The organism is Vibrio sp. 10N.261.51.A4, assembly GCF_041471945.1.
Classification (GTDB): domain Bacteria; phylum Pseudomonadota; class Gammaproteobacteria; order Enterobacterales; family Vibrionaceae; genus Vibrio; species Vibrio crassostreae_C.
In genome coordinates, this window is sequence record NZ_JBFRPJ010000006.1 from 93,570 (window position 1) to 108,070 (window position 14,501).

14 protein-coding genes are annotated in these 14,501 nt (G+C 44.4%); 7 read left to right on the forward strand and 7 right to left on the reverse strand.

All coding sequences use genetic code 11. The features are described from left to right. Nucleotides 1–21 precede the first annotated feature (21 nt). From csdA to AB4384_RS02305, 3 genes are all read right to left on the reverse strand, one after another. Nucleotides 22–1,233, reverse strand: coding sequence for a cysteine desulfurase CsdA (csdA, locus tag AB4384_RS02295; protein ID WP_372128804.1), 1,212 nt, complete (start codon nt 1,231–1,233; stop codon nt 22–24). 86 nt (nt 1,234–1,319) lie between these two features. Continuing rightward, nucleotides 1,320–2,213, reverse strand: a complete 894-nt coding sequence (gene panE, locus AB4384_RS02300) for a 2-dehydropantoate 2-reductase (protein ID WP_372128806.1) — start codon at nt 2,211–2,213, stop codon at nt 1,320–1,322. Nucleotides 2,214–2,324: 111 nt separating this feature from the next. After that, on the reverse strand, nt 2,325–3,140 hold the full coding sequence (locus AB4384_RS02305; protein ID WP_137001984.1) for an outer membrane protein OmpK: 816 nt from the start codon (nt 3,138–3,140) through the stop codon (nt 2,325–2,327). A gap of 585 nt (nt 3,141–3,725) precedes the next feature. Here AB4384_RS02305 and AB4384_RS02310 point away from each other — a divergent pair. Next, the gene (locus tag AB4384_RS02310) at nt 3,726–5,072 is read left to right on the forward strand and encodes a DUF4397 domain-containing protein (protein ID WP_372128809.1); all 1,347 of its coding nucleotides are present in this window, start codon (nt 3,726–3,728) and stop codon (nt 5,070–5,072) included. A gap of 66 nt (nt 5,073–5,138) precedes the next feature. Here the strand turns inward: AB4384_RS02310 and AB4384_RS02315 are convergent, their stop codons facing one another. The 4 genes from AB4384_RS02315 to AB4384_RS02330 form a co-directional block, all read right to left on the reverse strand. Next, nucleotides 5,139–6,497, reverse strand: coding sequence for an AmpG family muropeptide MFS transporter (locus AB4384_RS02315; protein WP_372128811.1), 1,359 nt, complete (start codon nt 6,495–6,497; stop codon nt 5,139–5,141). 53 nt (nt 6,498–6,550) lie between these two features. Next, a complete protein-coding gene (locus AB4384_RS02320) occupies nt 6,551–7,099 on the reverse strand; it encodes a peptidylprolyl isomerase (protein ID WP_017059906.1) in 549 nt (182 codons plus the stop codon). Further along, on the reverse strand, nt 7,099–7,668 hold the full coding sequence (locus AB4384_RS02325) for a YajG family lipoprotein (protein WP_372128812.1): 570 nt from the start codon (nt 7,666–7,668) through the stop codon (nt 7,099–7,101). Before AB4384_RS02325 ends, AB4384_RS02320 begins: the two co-directional genes overlap by 1 nt. 66 nt (nt 7,669–7,734) lie before the next feature. Beyond that, nucleotides 7,735–8,886 carry a methyltransferase gene (locus tag AB4384_RS02330; protein WP_372128814.1) on the reverse strand — a complete coding sequence of 384 codons (1,152 nt, stop codon included), beginning with the start codon at nt 8,884–8,886 and terminating at the stop codon, nt 7,735–7,737. 174 nt (nt 8,887–9,060) lie between these two features. On the opposite strand from AB4384_RS02330, the gene bolA reads away from it, so the two are divergent. The 6 genes from bolA to nqrE all read left to right on the forward strand — a co-directional run bounded on the left by bolA (nt 9,061) and on the right by nqrE (nt 14,474). Then, the gene (bolA, locus tag AB4384_RS02335) at nt 9,061–9,369 is read left to right on the forward strand and encodes a transcriptional regulator BolA (RefSeq protein ID WP_017064186.1); all 309 of its coding nucleotides are present in this window, start codon (nt 9,061–9,063) and stop codon (nt 9,367–9,369) included. A gap of 521 nt (nt 9,370–9,890) precedes the next feature. Further along, nucleotides 9,891–11,231 (forward strand): Na(+)-translocating NADH-quinone reductase subunit A, encoded by a 1,341-nt coding sequence (locus AB4384_RS02340; RefSeq protein WP_137001981.1) that lies wholly within the window; start codon nt 9,891–9,893, stop codon nt 11,229–11,231. Nucleotides 11,232–11,236: 5 nt separating this feature from the next. After that, nucleotides 11,237–12,481, forward strand: a complete 1,245-nt coding sequence (locus AB4384_RS02345) for an NADH:ubiquinone reductase (Na(+)-transporting) subunit B (RefSeq protein ID WP_137001980.1) — start codon at nt 11,237–11,239, stop codon at nt 12,479–12,481. After that, nucleotides 12,471–13,238 carry a Na(+)-translocating NADH-quinone reductase subunit C gene (locus tag AB4384_RS02350; RefSeq protein WP_017059911.1) on the forward strand — a complete coding sequence of 256 codons (768 nt, stop codon included), beginning with the start codon at nt 12,471–12,473 and terminating at the stop codon, nt 13,236–13,238. The genes AB4384_RS02345 and AB4384_RS02350 overlap by 11 nt, the downstream gene beginning before the upstream one ends. Then, on the forward strand, nt 13,238–13,870 hold the full coding sequence (locus AB4384_RS02355; protein ID WP_008223083.1) for an NADH:ubiquinone reductase (Na(+)-transporting) subunit D: 633 nt from the start codon (nt 13,238–13,240) through the stop codon (nt 13,868–13,870). Before AB4384_RS02350 ends, AB4384_RS02355 begins: the two co-directional genes overlap by 1 nt. 7 nt (nt 13,871–13,877) lie before the next feature. Continuing rightward, nucleotides 13,878–14,474, forward strand: a complete 597-nt coding sequence (gene nqrE / locus AB4384_RS02360) for an NADH:ubiquinone reductase (Na(+)-transporting) subunit E (protein ID WP_009848375.1) — start codon at nt 13,878–13,880, stop codon at nt 14,472–14,474. The last annotated feature ends 27 nt before the right edge of the window (nt 14,475–14,501 follow it).

Genomic DNA, 14,501 nt, shown 5'->3' on the forward strand with positions numbered 1-14,501 from the left:
CTACTCGCTACTCGCTACTCCCTAAAGCATATCAACGGCTTTTTCTATCGCCGCTACGAGCTTTTCGACATCATCCATGTTGTTGTAAATACCAAATGAAATTCGAACCGTTCCTTTCACATTAAGTGCATCCATTAATGGGTGAGCACAATGATGTCCTGCACGTACCGCGATACCTTGCTGATCCAAAAGCGTCGCAATGTCTTGATGGTGAACGCCATCCATAACAAACGTAATCACACTAGAATTTGGTTTGTAACCAAGGATCTGGATGTCGTCCAACTGGATGAGGGCTTGATAGGTTTTCTGTTGTAGCTGGTGGATGTGCTCCTCGACATCTTGTTGTACAAAACCACTTAACCATTCTATTGCGGTGCTTAGTGCTATGGCTCCTGCCACATTTGGCGTGCCCGCTTCGAATTTGCCAGGCAGTTCTGAAAAAGTAGTGCCAGAGAAAGAGACGCGCTCGACCATTTTGCCACCACCATGCCAAGGTGGCATCGCTTCTAACAATTCAAGCTTGCCGTAAAGCACACCGATGCCCGCAGGGGCATAGAGCTTGTGTCCAGAGAATACGTAGAAATCCGCACCTAAAGATGAAACATCTACGGGTTCATGAACGATACCTTGTGCACCATCCACCACCACAATCGCATTCATCTGGTGGGCTTTTTCGATCACTTGCTCAATCGGCTGACGTGAGCCCGTGACGTTGGTTATCTGAGCTAATGCAACAATCTTGGTTTGTTCATTTAAAAGTGCATCAAACGCAGTGAGGTCAAGTTCACAATCCGATGTCATCGGTACTTTAACGACTTTAGCACCGGTTTGCTCTGCGACAATTTGCCAAGGCACGATGTTGGCGTGATGCTCCATTTCGCTGACTAAGATCTCATCGCCGGGCTTAAGGGTGCTTCTGGCGTAGGTTTGAGCAATTAAATTGAGCGCTTCGGTTGCACCGCGAGTCCAGATGATCTCTTTTGAAGACGAAGCACCAATAAACTGGGCGACCTTGTCTCTAGCGGCTTCAAATTGACTGGTAGCATGGGCAGTTAAGCTATGGCTACCACGGTGCACATTGGCATTCTGCTTCGAGTAATATTGGCTAATGGCATCAATAACCACCTGAGGCTTCTGTGTCGTCGCCGCGCTGTCTAAGTAAATCAACGGTTGTTGATTGATGGTTTGGGATAGCGCAGGAAACTGCTCTCGGATGTGATTGATATCAAACATCTGTTCTTACCTAAATCTTGAAAGTGGGTGCCAGCGTTATGCTTAGCGGTATTGTTATTTTATCGCGACTTGTTGACCGTTGCTGACTAATCTTGATGATTCCAGCTATTTTCTTGCTCTTTGACTTGAGCAAACAGCTTTTGGTTAACAGGAACCTTTATGCCGTGCTTAAGTGCTGTCTTGATTAGATGGCCGCTAATGAAGTCGACCTCTGTCTTGCGTTGGTAAAACATATCCTGCTTCATGGATGAGTTGTTCTGCGCCGTGGCTTGGATGACCTGCTTGACACTTGCTTCTAATCCGTCGAATGAACAAGCGATCTCTTCGGCTTGCATAACTTGTGTTAGCTCTTCAACGATAGAACTTAAAATACCCTCAAACCTTTGGTCTGCAAGTTCACCATTCTTGATTTGTTCCAACCCTGTCAGTGGATTGATAGCACAATTGATGGCGAGTTTAGCCCAAAGCGCGGTTTCTATTTGTGGGTTCCAACTCACAGCGGGGAGAGCATCATCCAATACATCAACCAAAAACGTGCACTGTTGACCCGTTTGGTTAAAAGCACCCAATTGGGTGTGGCCTAACCCTGTATGAGATACATGATTACGGCTGGGTTTGAATGCGGCTTGAGTCGTGGTCGCCAATACAACGGGGTAACCATCGACTTGAGTAGCAATATTATCGACCGCGCCCATTCCGTTGTGCATGAACATAAGAATGGTGTCAGGGTCGAGATATTGAAGTAACGGAGTGGTGGCTTCTTTTACTTGCCAAGCCTTGACCGTGACGATCACTAAGTCACTCGCAGATAGCTTTTCGATATTGTTGTTACTGAAGGAGAGTGAGGTTTGCTCATCAAGTGATAGGTCTATAGATGTGTCAGAAGAACGACTCCAAAAAGAGACATTATGACCAGCTTGAAGTAGTTTTATGGCCCACAAAGAACCAATCGCTCCGGGTCCAACAATCGTGATGTTCACAGCAATACCGAGATAAGAAAGTGATGCTGCAAGGATAGCGAGGCATTAAATGAAAGCAATAAAAAATGGCACCCGAGGGTGCCATTTAGGAAACTTTTCTTAGAAGTTCGATTAGAACTTGTAAGTTACTGCAACGTAGTGACCTACGCCAGAAGAGTCAGCTTGTGAAGAAGCATCCCATGGTAGGTCTGCGCCATCTTTAAAGCCGTATACATCGCTGTATAGTTTCAGGCCGTAACCAACTGCGAAACGATCTGAGTGCCAGTAGATACCGTTGAACATTGCGCCGCCGTTGCTTACTTGAGCGTACTCATCTTTCATGCCGAATTGGTAATCAATGTAACCTTGGTAAGAGATGAATGAACCGTTCTCGAAGAAGTAGAAAGGTTTGAACCAGTTAGTCGAGATTTGGAAACCGTTCCAATCTTTAACACCTGAATCGTATGTACCGTAAAGGTTTAGACCCATTTTACCGAACCATGGAACCATTACGTCAGAACCTAGACCAACTTTCTGAGTGTTAACACCACCGTTGTTACCATCCCACTCGAAAAGAGTTGAAAGGTATAGCTCTTCAACTGGACCGAAAGAAAGATCTTTACCAGTTAGGCCGTCAAGAGACATACGAGGAGCAAACTTCATGAAGATTTTGCCATCTTTGTCTGCTTTGTCGCTGCTTGAGTCTGATGTTAGGTTAAATACATCAACATAGCCGTAAAGGTCGAAGATTCCAGAGCGACCACCAAATTCCATCTCTAGGTAATCATGAGTAGATTCGTAAGGACCTTTCTCGTTGATTGCACCCATGATGTTGAACTGCATCCACTTGTAATCGTTTTTGTGGATGTCGCCGTCAGAATAATCTGCTGCCATTACTGGAGCAGAAGTTGCTGCAAGTAGGCCAAGAGTTAAAAGTGATTTACGCATAATGGAACTCTCTATGTTTGAAATAAGTAACCCGCTAATCCGTGCGTGTTTATATGTCCGAATGCCGAGCATCATAGCGATTTTGTTCTCAAATAAAAGTGAGACGGAGTGAAAATTGCAATTATTATAGTGAGGTTGATCACACTAACGATCTAAATGATGGAACTTTACGGTGGCAATGCATCCTGATGCACCTCTAATTCTATTGATTTTGTGAAATTCGATTATTTTGTGGATAAATAGGCGAAATACTGCGCTAAGCAAACGATTCTACTAATTAGAGTGATATGCATATCAAAATCAACAGTATTCTTTTCTAAGCGTTTTCTCTTAAAAAATGACTCATTCAAACCACCTCTTAATCTCGTCTTTGATCTATTTTTGACCAACAGCGTAGTGGAGTTGGAATCAATTGATGGACAACTCATGTGATGACTGCCTAGGGATTTGAACCTAGCTACTTTTTGAATCACGGAGAATTAAAGACAGTTCACTGCACTAGATTTTGCAATACTTTTTAAAGATTAGTTATTGGACTAATCATTTGTGTGACGAACTGGTCTAACTTTTTTGGAGAGAAGACCGATGAAATATTCACCTATACTCGCTGTAGCGATATCAGCCCTTTTCATTGTTGGGTGTGATGATGACGATGAACCAACAACTCAACTACAAGCTGTACATGCATCGCCAGATGCGCCTTTAGCTAACGTTTTAGTCAATAGCCAGGCTCGTTGGAGCGGTGTCGATTATGCTCAGGCATCCGGATACGCCTCAGTAGATCAAGGACAGACAACTCTTCAAGTCGATGTTCAACTCCCAGGTGACGCTGTTGCTACTGTTATTTCTCCAAGCCAATTCGATTTAAGCGGTGAATTAGATTACACCGTGATGGTTGTAGGCGACGCCGATGGATCCAACAATCCTGTAGAGGCTTTGGTTGTTACTCGCCCTGCTGCAGGAACGGCAACAAGTTCTAGTTTAGATGTGCAAGTGGTTCACGCTGCTACAGGTGTCGGCGATGTAAACTTGTATGTCACAGGTCCTAGCGATCCATTGGGTGCACCGTTGGGGACGTTGGCTTATAAAGATTTTACCGATGTGCTTAATATTCCAGCAGGGCAATACCGAGTGAGATTAGAAACCGTGAGCGGCAATGCTATTGCTTTTGACTCCGGAGAAATAACTCTGTCTGGCGGTAGCGAGCTAACGATCGCGGCTGTGCCAAGAGCTGACTCCAATAGCACTTCCCCAGTAAAATTGATGGTAATGGACGGTTCGGGCTCATCTTTAATCTACGATATGGCAGAAACGGCAGAAGTAAGAGTCGGTCATCTCGTTGATGGCGCCCCAGATGTAGATGTTTTTGTCAACGGAGCTGCATTTGCACCTCTTGCTGATTTGATGTTTAAAGAGATCCGCGGTTTTATCGATTTAGCCGCAGGAAGTTATGACATTGACATCTTTGCTGATGGCACTACAACCAATGCACTGATTGATGCAGATGGAGTCGCGGTATTTGCTGGTATGGATTACAGCATCTATGCAGTAGGGACGGTAACTCCACTGAGTTTGGAACCATTGGTTATTCCTGAAAACCGTCGTCCGGTTGCGACCAGCGCAGTGCTAAACATTACCCACGCCGCTGCTAACCCAATAGCGGCTTCGGTGGATATTTACTTAACAGAAAACGCGGGGATCTCTGGTAGCACTCCGGCGCTAAGTGATGTGAAATTCAGAGATTATGCGAATGGCATTTATGTTGCGGCGGGGTCTTACTTTGTGACGATTACTGTAGCGGGTCAGCCGTCAGTTGTGGCTATCGACTCTGCGCCCGCAACCTTAGCTGATGGTGTGGTGTATCAAGTCGTGGCGATTGATGATTCGATGGGTACGGGTTTTAACCTAATTGTCAGTGAAACAACAGACTAGATCTGAAGACAGAACGTAGAAGAGGGTAGATCAATGCTACCCTCTTCTTATTTGTTTTCTTTGACTCTATTCTTGGTTAGTTTTGGCTTTCTCTAATAAATCCGTGAAAAAGTGGCGTAACGAGTAGAGCATGATCAAACTTGGAATCACCATAAGTGCGGTCAGTATAAAGAAGGTTGACCAATCATTGAGGTAATCGACCAATTCACCACTAAATGAAGCCAGTGTTGTTCGACCGAAGTTACCCAAGGATGCGAGTAATGCATATTGGGTTGCAGAGAAGGCCTGCCCAGTTAATAACGTTAAGAAAGAGACAAAAGCTACTGTTGAAAAGGCGGTCGTGAAGTTATCGACAATAATCGTTGCCAAGAACAGTGTTTCACTTGGGCCTGCTTGAGCGATCCATGCAAACATTAGATTACTGGCTGCCATGGCAACACCGCCAATCATCAGTCCGCGTACAATGCCGAATTTTACATTGAAGACGCTGCCTACCAAAGTGAAGAATATGGTTGCGCCCCAACCAATTAACTTCGAATAGTGGCCGATCTGTTCGTTACTGAAACCTATCTCTTTATAGAAGGTGATCGACATGCGACCTAGGAAGGCTTCACCTATCTTAAATAGGAATACGAACAGCAGTAGGGTGATGGCAACTTGAACTCCGTTTCGTTTGAAGAAGTCATAAAACGGTTCTAACACGGTAACACTGAACCAAGCCACGACTTTCGAACCGACAACCTTATTGTGGCGTTGCTGAGCCTGTTCTTGTAGGGCTTCGCGTTGTGTATTTGGCTCTCCGACAAAAAGAGTAAACAGCATTAGTACGATAACGACGCCTGCCATTCCGTAATACACGCCATTCCAACCGATTGAGTCTGCGTTAATAAAGGCAAGGTAGCCTGGTAGAGAATACCCCGTCCACCAACCAATTACGGCCATTGCAGAAGCTTGCGGCAGTTTTGATGCTTCGGATTTTGGGAAGGTATCAATACGAAATGCATCAATCGCGATGTCTTGCGTGGCTGAGGCAATGGCAATAGCGAGCGCCAACATTGAAGTAAACGCCAAGTTCTCTGCGGGATTGACGCCTGCGATGAATAAGGTACCGATTAAAACAATGGATTGGCAGAAAAAGATCCAACTGCGTCGCTGGCCGAGTATTGCGTGAAGCACCGGCAGTTTTACTCGGTCTACCAATGGTGCCCATAGAAAGTTAATCGCATACACGGCAAACACACTGCCAAAGTAGCCGATGGCAGCACGCGTTAAACCTGCATCTTTTAGCCAACCAGACATATTGGATCCAATAAGAACCCATGGGAAGCCACTCGAACAGCCGAGCATAAACACCCAAAGTAGGCGTTTATCTAGGTAGCTGCGGAAAGTCTGCATCCAAGAAAGAGAGGGAGTGCCTGATGACATAGGGCGTCCTTGTGTAGAAAAACGCCCTTAAGAAATAAGGGCGTTAGATTGGATTACTTAAGAAGGGTCACTTTAGTGATGACGATTGGGTCAACTGGTATGTCTGACATGCGGCCCATTCGCTTGGTTGGAATCGTTGCCATCTTTTGAACAACATCAAAACCTTCAGTTACTTTGCCGAATACAGCGTAGCCTGGGTTGCTACCTTTTGCGTTCAAGAAGTCATTATCAGAGAAGTTAATGAAGAACTGACGAGTTGCAGAATCTGGCGCATTAGTACGAGCCATCGCGATTGTTGCTGTATCGTTCTTCAAGCCATTGCTGCCTTCATTCTTGATAGGAGCGTAAGTTGCTTGTTGATTCATCTCTTGATCGAAGCCGCCACCTTGAGCCATAAAGCCAGGAATAACACGGTGGAAGATAGTGCCTTCGTAGCTGCCGTCAGCAACGTATTTTAGGAAGTTCTCCGCACTAACCGGTGCTTGTTCTTGGTTAAGCTCAATAGTGAAGTCGCCTAATGTTGTTTCCACGTTTACTTTAGGACCAGCCCAAACGCTCACGCTCACTAGCATTAATGCGATAGAAGATAAAATACGACCCATTAGAAACGTTCCTTCATGTAAGTTTGTAGCTCTTGGTCGTTAGCGATCTCAGTAAGAACCAAGTTGATCACGTCATTAAGAACCATAGAGATGTCGTCGTTAGATGCACTCAATGCACCAGTGCGTGTTGCAGTGCCGTTGAATGTTTTAACTAGTTTGCCTTCAGGCGTTTCAGCGGTAACTTCAAGCGTTACTTTACCGTCCATTTTGTTTTCCATAATGGTGTGCTCTACGGTAACGAGTGCTTCTTGAATCTCTAAAACAATCGAGTTTTCACTGTTTACGCTCGCACGAAAACCTTGAGACTCTAACTGCTGTGCAACAGCATTTTCTAGAGAAATACGCATGTTTTGCTTAGCGTGAATTGGCTGAATGTTTGAACGGCCACTATCAACCAATGCAACATATTGAGCGGCACGAATATCTTTACTGGTTAGTGTGTATGTTTTGCCTTGTACAAGGTTGCTTGAGCTTAGTGAAGCTTCTGGCATTACATTGATCTGTTCTTGCTGAGGGGCTGAACATGCTGTCAAAGCCATAATAGAAGCAGCCAAAATCAGTTTTTTCATTCCTTTATCCTTTCTAAATTCACACCAGAAGCTCGGTATCTTAAATTCTTGTGAAGTCGTTTCTGCTTATTTATTAAAATTCGCAGGTTCTCTTGTTGCTTGTAATATCTCAAATTTTTGGTTTAGTTCAAGCGTTTCAACGTTAGCTTCACCAAATAGTCTTGCTAGTTTGACATCGTATCCGAGGTGTCGGTTGCCAATAACAATTAATTTGCCTCCATTGCTTAGAACATGCTTTGCATCACAGAACATTTGCCACGCAATGTGATCCGTAATCGCTTGTTGCTGATGGAATGGAGGATTACACATCACTAAGTAGGTGCTGTTTTTCTTGAAGCCATCTAAACAGTTGTTGGCGATGAACTGGAAGTTGCCTTCTTCACCAAGGTTATCTTTGACGTTTTGGCGCGCCGATTCCACCGCCATAAAGCTTTCATCCACACAGGTGATACGGGCTTGTGGGTTCAATTGCCCTGCTTTTACACTCAATACACCGTTGCCACAACCAAGATCGATGATATGACGTAGCTCAGGATCTTGAGGGATGTGCTCTAGCATATAGCGAGCGCCTTGATCGAGTGCTTCCCCTGAGTAAACATTTGGTAAATTTTTCAGGCGGATATCTTCACCGTCTACATCCCATTCAACAAAAGGCTCTACCGTTTGAATTGGCTGGCAGTTTGGATACGAGAATACTAAGCGGTGTTTTTTCTTCGCTAGTGATGTTTTGGTTTCGCCTAGGTATTTTTCGAACAGGTTAAGCGTAGAGGTGTGAATCTCTTTTACCTTGTTGACGCCGATCACTTGGCAGCCTTCAGGCAATGCCTGGCGTAGCTGACTCAATTGCCAGATTAGGTGACGATTTGTTTTTGGCAGCTGCATGATCACAAGATCGATACCGTGTGGGATATCATCCATCGTGTTCAAGAAGTTCACTCGGTTACTTTGATTGCGCTGCAAGTTTTTCAGGGCACCACGGTGAGAGATAAATGAGTCGCTCATCATAGTGACATCATGATCTTTCGAGAACCAAGCGGATAGGGCACCGAAGCTGTCGTTCATGATCAGGATGTGTTTGCCAGGTTCGAGGTTCATCTCTTCAACATGACTGATCAGGTATTCGTCGCCCGCATCCCAAGCTTGAAGGGTTTCATTTGAACGTTTCGGGAAACGATGTAAGGTTAAAGTTCTATCGTGAAGGGTAAGTTCGGTTTTCATTGCTTGAGATACTTATGTAAGAAATAACAAAGATATTGTCTCAAATGCAGGCTGAACAAGATAGAAAAAACTCAAGCAAACCTACGCCATTCGCTATCAAATACTCAGACAGTCGACCGCTTAGGGTTTATACTCATCCCACGGATAATGCCAATACGTTATTAAGGAATCACAATGATCCAAGAAGTTATCGAAACAAAATTGCACAATGAGTTTTCACCAAGTCATTTAAACGTGGTCAATGAGAGCTATATGCACAATGTTCCGGCTGGTTCTGAGAGTCATTTCAAAGTGATTGTTGTCAGCGATGTGTTTGAAGGTTTGCGTCTTATTGCTCGTCATCGAGCGGTAAATAAAGCTCTTTCAGAAGAGCTAGCGAATAATATTCACGCACTGTCCATTCACACTTATACAAAAGATGAATGGATGAAGCAGCTCGATAACGTGCCAGACAGCCCTATGTGTATGGGTGGTGGCAAGTAACACAGCGAGCATATTGACAAAAGGTGGTGATGCCGCCTTTTTTGTCGCCAAACCTATGTGTTTTTCGTTGTTATATCACTCAAACTGATGGCAATTTGAACGACTAAAAATACCTACAATGAGTAATGTTTTTATTAACAGTGTTTCAACATAACTCGTAAAATAATAGTTTGTGACAGAGTATTAATCTCTTGTTTAAAACACGTTTCAAAAGCCATTTTATCTGTGCGGCTCGTCAAATTTATACATATTTGAGAGTCCATATGCTTCAAATTTCACCAAATAAACGCGGTATTCAAGTTATTGGTCATGGCATCAAGTTGTCAAAAAATGCTAGAATACGGCACCTGATAAATCTCACATAATATTTGTGATGAGTTTATTAATGTAATGTTGCGATTTTGGTATCTCGAATTTACCAAAACCGGACACTGTAATGTCGTGTCTAAGGGCGATTTTAAAACGTCCTGAATTTACGCAATTAAAAGAATCTTTTTCCCGATAAAGTAGTGCAAGTGCGTATGATTACAATAAAGAAGGGTTTGGATCTTCCTATCGCAGGAACTCCATCCCAGGTGATTAATGATGGTAAGTCCATCACTAAAGTCGCCTTGCTTGGCGAAGAGTACGTTGGTATGCGTCCTACGATGCATGCTCGCGTTGGTGATGAAGTCAAGAAAGGCCAAGTTCTTTTTGCAGATAAAAAGAACCCAGGTGTTGTATTTACTTCTCCAGCAAGCGGTAAAGTTATTGAAGTGAACCGTGGTGCTAAGCGTGTTCTTCAATCAGTAGTGATTGAAGTAGCAGGCAATGAGCAAATCACGTTCAATAGCTATGAAGCTAACCAACTAGCAAGTCTTGACCGTGAAACGGTTAAAGCTCAGTTAGTTGAGTCTGGCGCATGGACCGCTTTGCGAACTCGTCCGTTCAGCAAGGTTCCAGCAGTTGATTCTGAAACTCAGGCTATTTTCGTTACTGCTATGGATACTAATCCGCTAGCAGCTGAGCCAGAATTAATCATTAACGAGCAGTCTGATGCTTTCGTTGCTGGTTTAGATCTTCTTTCAACTCTGACTAACGGTAAAGTGTACGTTTGTAAAAAAGGTACTAGCTTACCTCGTTCAGCTCAGTCTAACGTTGAAGAACATGTTTTTGATGGCCCACACCCTGCAGGTCTTGCAGGCACGCATATGCATTACCTATACCCGGTAAATGCACAAAATGTAGCGTGGAGCATTAACTACCAAGACGTTATCGCATTCGGTAAGTTGTTCCTTACTGGTGAGATTTACTCTGAGCGTGTTGTTTCTCTGGCTGGTCCAGTAGTTAATAACCCACGCCTAGTTCGTACTCAAATTGGTGCTAGCCTTGAAGAGTTGACGGACAGCGAGTTGATGCCAGGTGAAGTTCGCCTGATCTCAGGTTCAGTATTATCTGGTGTTCACGCTTCAGGTCCACATGCTTACCTTGGCCGTTACCATCAACAGGTTTCGGTTCTTCGTGAAGGTCGTGATAAAGAGCTATTTGGCTGGGCTATGCCTGGTAAGAACAAGTTCTCTGTTACTCGTTCATTCCTTGGTCACCTGTTTAAAGGTCAGTTGTTCAACATGACAACGACAACAAACGGTAGTGATCGCTCTATGGTTCCAATTGGTAACTACGAGAAAGTAATGCCATTAGATATGGAGCCTACTTTGCTGCTTCGCGATCTATGTGCTGGCGACGTTGATAGTGCACAAGCACTTGGTGCGCTAGAGCTAGATGAAGAAGATTTAGCACTGTGTACCTTTGTATGTCCTGGTAAGTACGAGTACGGTCAGTTACTTCGTGAATGCCTAGATACAATTGTGAAGGAAGGGTAATTTTCATGGGCCTTAAAAAGTTTATTGAAGACATCGAGCATCATTTTGAACCAGGTGGTAAACACGAAACGTGGTTTGCGCTTTACGAAGCTGCAGCAACACTTTTCTACACACCAGGTACAGTTACAAAGAAAAGCTCGCATGTCCGTGATAGCGTTGACTTAAAACGTATCATGATCATGGTTTGGCTTGCGGTATTCCCAGCAATGTTCTGGGGTATGTACAACGCAGGTGGTCAAGCTATTGCAGCACTAAACCACATGTATTCAGGTGCAGAACTAGTTTCTATCATTGATGGTAACTGGCACTACTGGCTAACCGAAATGCTTGGAGCCTCCTTAGGAGCCGATGCAGGTGTTGGCAGCAAGATGCTCTTGGGTGCGACTTACTTCTTACCTATCTACGCGACGGTCTTTATCGTTGGTGGTTTCTGGGAAGTACTGTTCTGTATGGTGCGTAAGCACGAAGTTAACGAAGGTTTCTTTGTTACTTCTATCTTGTTCGCGCTTATTGTTCCGCCAACACTTCCTCTATGGCAAGCAGCACTAGGTATTACCTTCGGTGTTGTAGTCGCTAAAGAGATCTTCGGTGGTACGGGTCGTAACTTCCTAAACCCTGCACTTGCTGGCCGTGCGTTCCTATTCTTTGCATACCCTGCTCAGATTTCTGGTGACGTAGTTTGGACTGCAGCTGATGGTTTCTCTGGTGCAACAGCGCTTAGCCAATGGGCTCAAGGCGGTGGTAGCGCGCTAATGAACACGGTATCTGGTGAGACGATCACTTGGATGGACGCATTCATTGGTAACATTCCAGGTTCTATCGGTGAAGTATCAACGCTTGCACTTATGATCGGTGCTGCAATGATCGTATACATGGGCATTGCTTCATGGCGCATCATTGCTGGTGTTATGATCGGTATGATTGCTGTATCAACATTGTTTAATGTGATCGGTTCTGACACTAACGCAATGTTCAGCATGCCTTGGCACTGGCACCTAGTTCTAGGTGGCTTCGCATTTGGTATGTTCTTCATGGCAACAGACCCTGTATCAGCGTCATTTACCAATGGTGGTAAGTGGTGGTACGGCATCCTAATCGGCGCAATGTGTGTAATGATTCGTGTAGTTAACCCTGCATACCCAGAAGGCATGATGCTTGCGATCCTATTCGCAAACCTATTTGCTCCTCTGTTTGACCACGTTGTAATCGAGAAGAACATTAAGCGGAGACTAGCGCGCTATGGCAAGTAATAACGATAGCATTAAAAAGACGCTGTTTGTTGTTATCGCATTGAGCTTAGTGTGCTCAATCATCGTTTCAACAGCTGCAGTTGTTCTTAAACCTAAGCAACAAGCTAACGCAGTTCTGGATCAGCAAACTAAGATCCTTGAAGTTGCGGGCATTGAACTTGCGGGTAATATCCCTGAACTGTACGCAGAGAACATTGAACCTCGTCTAGTTGATTTCGCTACTGGCGATTTCGTTGACGGCGATGCTGCTGCATACGACCAACGTAAAGCGGCAAAAGATCCAGCTCAGTCAATCAAGCTTTCAGCTGAAGATGACATCGCTAAGATCCTTCGTCGTGCTAACACGGGTACTGTATACCTTGTGAAAGATGGCGCTGAAACTTCTAAAGTTATCATCCCTGTTCACGGTAACGGTCTATGGTCAATGATGTACGCATTCGTTGCGGTAGAAACTGATGGCAACACAGTTTCTGGTATCACTTACTACGAGCAAGGTGAAACTCCTGGACTTGGTGGTGAAGTTGAGAACCCATCTTGGCGCGCTCAATTCGTTGGTAAGAAATTATTCGACGAAAACCACAAACCTGCTATTCAGGTTGTTAAAGGTGGCGCTCCTCAAGGTTCTGAGCACGGTGTAGATGGCCTTTCTGGTGCAACACTGACTAGCGTTGGTGTTCAACATACATTTGACTTCTGGTTAGGTGATATGGGCTTTGGTCCGTTCCTAGCAAAAGTTCGTGACGGAGGTCTGAACTAATGTCTAGTGCAAAAGAAATTAAAAAGAGCATCTTAGCGCCGGTGTTGGACAACAACCCAATCGCGCTACAGGTTCTTGGTGTGTGTTCTGCTCTTGCGGTAACCACTAAGCTAGAAACAGCATTTGTTATGACTATCGCGGTAATGTTCGTTACTGCTCTGTCTAACTTCTTCGTTTCTTTGATCCGTAACCACATTCCTAACAGTGTGCGTATCATCGTTCAGATGGCAATTATCGCATCACTAGTAATCGTGGTAGACCAAGTGCTTAAAGCATACCTATACGATATATCTAAGCAGCTATCTGTATTCGTAGGCCTAATCATTACTAACTGTATTGTAATGGGTCGTGCTGAAGCATTCGCAATGAAGTCTGCGCCAATCCCATCTCTAATCGATGGTCTTGGTAACGGTCTTGGTTACGGTTTCGTTCTTATCACTGTTGGTTTCTTCCGTGAGCTTCTAGGCTCTGGCAAACTATTTGGTATGGAAGTACTACCTCTAGTGAGCAACGGTGGTTGGTATCAGCCAAACGGCTTGATGCTTCTAGCACCTTCTGCATTCTTCCTAATTGGTTTCTTGATTTGGGCAATTCGTGTGTTCAAACCAGAACAAGTAGAAGCGAAGGGGTAAGGTAGTCATGGAACATTATATTAGTCTGCTAGTTAAATCGATTTTCATCGAAAACATGGCGCTTTCTTTCTTCCTAGGTATGTGTACATTCCTAGCGGTATCTAAGAAAGTTAAAACTTCTTTTGGTCTTGGTGTTGCGGTAGTTGTAGTACTTACAATCGCTGTTCCTGTAAACAACCTTGTTTACACACACATCCTGAAAGAAAACGCGCTTGTTGAAGGTGTCGATTTAAGTTTCCTTAACTTCATCGCATTCATCGGTGTTATCGCGGCACTTGTACAAATCCTAGAGATGGTTCTAGACCGTTTCTTCCCACCTTTGTACAACGCACTAGGTATCTTCCTTCCACTGATCACAGTTAACTGTGCAATCTTTGGTGGTGTATCTTTCATGGTAACTCGTGACTACAACTTTGCTGAATCTGTTGTTTACGGCTTCGGTTCTGGTGTGGGTTGGATGTTAGCTATCGTTGCTCTTGCGGGTATCCGTGAGAAGATGAAGTACTCTGACGTACCTCCAGGTCTTCGTGGCCTTGGTATCACGTTCATTACTGTTGGTCTGATGGCGTTAGGCTTTATGTCTTTCTCTGGTGTTCAACTGTAGGGTAAGCACCCAGTAATAAGGAATAAC

Coding starts and splice junctions, on each gene's coding strand:
- bolA (WP_017064186.1), top strand. CDS start 9,061: ATGATCCAAGAAGTTATCGAAACAAAATTGCACAATGAGTTTTCACCA.
- AB4384_RS02350 (WP_017059911.1), top strand. CDS start 12,471: ATGGCAAGTAATAACGATAGCATTAAAAAGACGCTGTTTGTTGTTATC.
- AB4384_RS02355 (WP_008223083.1), top strand. CDS start 13,238: ATGTCTAGTGCAAAAGAAATTAAAAAGAGCATCTTAGCGCCGGTGTTG.
- AB4384_RS02330 (WP_372128814.1), bottom strand. CDS start 8,886: ATGAAAACCGAACTTACCCTTCACGATAGAACTTTAACCTTACATCGT.
- AB4384_RS02345 (WP_137001980.1), top strand. CDS start 11,237: ATGGGCCTTAAAAAGTTTATTGAAGACATCGAGCATCATTTTGAACCA.
- AB4384_RS02310 (WP_372128809.1), top strand. CDS start 3,726: ATGAAATATTCACCTATACTCGCTGTAGCGATATCAGCCCTTTTCATT.
- nqrE (WP_009848375.1), top strand. CDS start 13,878: ATGGAACATTATATTAGTCTGCTAGTTAAATCGATTTTCATCGAAAAC.
- AB4384_RS02320 (WP_017059906.1), bottom strand. CDS start 7,099: ATGGGTCGTATTTTATCTTCTATCGCATTAATGCTAGTGAGCGTGAGC.
- csdA (WP_372128804.1), bottom strand. CDS start 1,233: ATGTTTGATATCAATCACATCCGAGAGCAGTTTCCTGCGCTATCCCAA.
- AB4384_RS02325 (WP_372128812.1), bottom strand. CDS start 7,668: ATGAAAAAACTGATTTTGGCTGCTTCTATTATGGCTTTGACAGCATGT.
- AB4384_RS02340 (WP_137001981.1), top strand. CDS start 9,891: ATGATTACAATAAAGAAGGGTTTGGATCTTCCTATCGCAGGAACTCCA.
- AB4384_RS02315 (WP_372128811.1), bottom strand. CDS start 6,497: ATGTCATCAGGCACTCCCTCTCTTTCTTGGATGCAGACTTTCCGCAGC.
- AB4384_RS02305 (WP_137001984.1), bottom strand. CDS start 3,140: ATGCGTAAATCACTTTTAACTCTTGGCCTACTTGCAGCAACTTCTGCT.